The sequence below is a fragment of the Robbsia andropogonis genome (genome assembly GCF_000970345.1).
GTDB lineage: Bacteria > Pseudomonadota > Gammaproteobacteria > Burkholderiales > Burkholderiaceae > Robbsia > Robbsia andropogonis.
The window spans coordinates 1-2,843 of sequence record NZ_LAQU01000112.1; the positions used below are offsets into that span (position 1 = coordinate 1).

Here is a 2,843-nt window from a genome sequence, read left to right on the forward strand (position 1 = left end):
GAAACTGATCTGCTCCAACTGCGACTTGTCGACTTGGTTGAGCGTGCACAGCATCGCCCATGCGGGGCCGGGGGCGAACTCGTGCTCTGCCTTGGAAGGGTTGGGCTTTGGCAGGATGCGATAGTTCTCGCTTGTAGCGTCTTCGACCTTCACTCGATACGGCAAGGAAGTCGATTGCCCGCTCAGAACGGAAAACAACGGCCCGATCACCTTGTCGATCGGGCAGCGATTGAGCTCGTCGATGATGATCGGCTTGTGGAAGTCGCGAAGCATGGCGCCAGGCACAAACCCCATCCTGCCCGGCCCGAGCGGCTGATAACCGCCAACGAGGTCTTGCGAGCTCCATGACGACGACGCCGTCAGCAGCGTATAGGGCGCCTCGCCATCCGACAGGTCATCTCCCGCGATCTGCTCAGCCACGTATTCAGCGAGCGTGGTCTTGCCGGTCCCCGGAGGCCCATGGAAGACGAAATGCCGCTTGCCGGCGGCCAAGGCCGCGTTGATCAGCTTGTAGACGATCGGCGGAACGCCGAAGAGATCCGGGGCCGGCAACACCTCCAAATTCTGCGTCGGCTCGATTTCGGCGTCCGCCTCGGCCTCAAACACCGAGCCAAGATCGTATTGCAGCCGCTCCATGTCCTCTCGGCTGTCCGCCGAATAAACGCCGAAGTTCGCGTTCCCGTCGCTCAGCCAGGCCGACAGCGTGGCCGTCGCGTCTTCGTAGGTGAAGATCTCGCCCGAAGCAAGTTGGATGGGCTCGGGCTCCGCCATGGTCTTGATCAGACTGATGTGGGCAATTGGATAGGCCGTCTTCGGAGTCTCGCGGCCTTTGTAAGACAAGGTGCTATCTTGGACATTGAAGTCGGTCAAGACATCGCCCGACGTGCCGACTGGCAACGCCTTGGCAAATGCGAACTGGACAATCCACTCCCATTCGTCCTGGAACTTGTAATTCGCCGGCCCCAGCTTGACCGCCGGCATCAGCCGGAACGCCGCGAGCGCGCACTTGCCTGAGCCGTTGTTGATGTAGCCAGGGGTCGTCGCGGCGGGAGGTGTCATGCCCGACGAATCTTGCGCGAGCCGGGCGACGGGAACCTCGCGTGTCGCGTCGATTTGGACGATCCATCGAGGCGGCTTGCTGCTCACCCCGCTCGGCTTCGCCCAATAGCCAGTGTGATCGAGAACCTCCTCTTTGAGGGACAGATCTTTTGTTCCTGACGAACGGCGGGTGTATGCGAAAGGACGAAGCGGAGCAGAGCTGGCGGCCTTTGCGGCGGCCTCGGCCCCCAGGATGTTGCGTGGCAAGGATGGCAAAACAGACCCTCTCTTCGGAATTTTTCGCCATGTTACGCGGGTCCGCCGTCGGTTACGAGCTGCTGGCGCTTGCTTTCAAGCATAAACCGCCGGTCGGGTGGAACGCTGGTGAGATTGACGATCTCGCCGGCCAATGAGATGACGTCCCCGCAAAACAACAACCGGGGACACCCATGAGATCTTTCAAAGAAATTGTCTGTTGATTTGCAAATCGGTTCCAGCGTTTAACGAACTCTTGTGTAAAGCGTTTCACCCAGCGCATGATGGTGGTGTGAGCCAGCGATAAGCCGCGCTCTGCCATCATTTCCACCAGATCGCGTAGGCTGAGCTTGTAGCGAAGGTACCAGCGAACACACAGAATGATGATTTCGCGATCAAAATGTCGGCCATCAAACCGCCCATCCCCGCCTTTGCCCTTGCTCATCATCGATCACCCGATTTTTAAGCAGCATAATGTAACAGATTCAGACCACCTATTTGCACCAGAGCCCTTTTTCCGGCCTACGCACGCTAACGTGACAATGCCAGTTCCAGCTATCGATCAGATTGTCGCCTCCAAATAGCATATGCCATTGACGTAAGAAACACGCACGGTGCGGCCAGCAAAAACATCAGAAGCGAAAGTCCGAAATCCGGACTGGGTTTATCTAACCGACGATCTAGTACCGATTCCTCGGGATTATTTGGATTGTAATAAGCCACAACGCCACTTCCGTTCGGTCTCAGTGCACCGCCCTCCTCAGCCAACACTTTAGAGTCATATCCTTTAGCAACATAAGCCCCATTTATAGAATTACTTCTGGCGCTATAACTAACGTTGTTGACTTCGTATGTATATGTCCAAACAGGCGTCCACCACACGGTGCTTCCGCGCCCGCCTCCTTCTGACACTACGTTATAGGACTTCACAACCGCCTCGGTGGACTGCCAATTTTGCACTTGCAGCTGTAATTCCTGCTTATGTCGACTAGCAATCGCAGCATCCACGCCATAGTAACAAAACATTGCAATCACACAGCACCCTAGCAGCACCATTGCTCCAGTTGCATTGTCACGCCCCCCAGGAAACTGTCGGCTTGCCCAAGTTCCAATTATCCGGCCAAGGAGTAGTGGAACAGATAATAAAATAAAAACTACAATATAAAACCCTATCATAATATTAAATTAATTTCAAAAAGTTAATCACAAAAAACTAAGGCGCTTTTCTTTTAAAATTATCTGAATTATTTTTGACTTCCATAAATAAGCAGCTGACCTCATCAACACCCCAGTAATTTAAAGTGTAATGGCAAGCATGTTTTGCGTAAATCATACTTTTCAAGTACGCTCAGTCGGGCCTGTTCACCCATTCCCAACAAGTTGCGACGCTGCCGGAGAGATCTCGCGACCGATGTCCCCAAATGCTCATGATCGAAAAAGTCGACCAACGAACCATTCGAACCATCCTTCAGCACTTCTGCCACCGGCGCAGTGTTCGACGCAACAACAGCGCATCCCGCCGCCATCGCCTCCATCAGCGACCACGACAA

Annotated in this window: 3 protein-coding genes and 1 pseudogene; all 4 read right to left on the reverse strand. The window is 54.5% G+C overall.

The genetic code is table 11. The annotated features are described in order from the left end of the window. Positions 1-1,314, reverse strand: a 1,314-nt coding sequence (locus tag WM40_RS26175) for an AAA family ATPase (RefSeq protein ID WP_046154509.1), incomplete at its 3' end; no start/stop codon positions are given. A gap of 220 nt (positions 1,315-1,534) precedes the next feature. After that, positions 1,535-1,738: pseudogene (locus WM40_RS29280) on the reverse strand (IS6 family transposase); the annotation flags it as partial. Between the two features lie 110 nt (positions 1,739-1,848). Further along, a complete protein-coding gene (locus WM40_RS32680) occupies positions 1,849-2,469 on the reverse strand; it encodes a DUF3592 domain-containing protein (RefSeq protein ID WP_082103280.1) in 621 nt (206 codons plus the stop codon). Between the two features lie 104 nt (positions 2,470-2,573). Beyond that, the coding region (locus tag WM40_RS26180) for a glycosyltransferase (RefSeq protein ID WP_157793808.1) at positions 2,574-2,843 on the reverse strand (270 nt) is incomplete at its 5' end.

Bases quoted from the DNA above. Each gene is read 5' to 3' on its own strand.
- WM40_RS32680 (WP_082103280.1), bottom strand. From the start codon at position 2,469: ATGATAGGGTTTTATATTGTAGTTTTTATTTTATTATCTGTTCCACTA.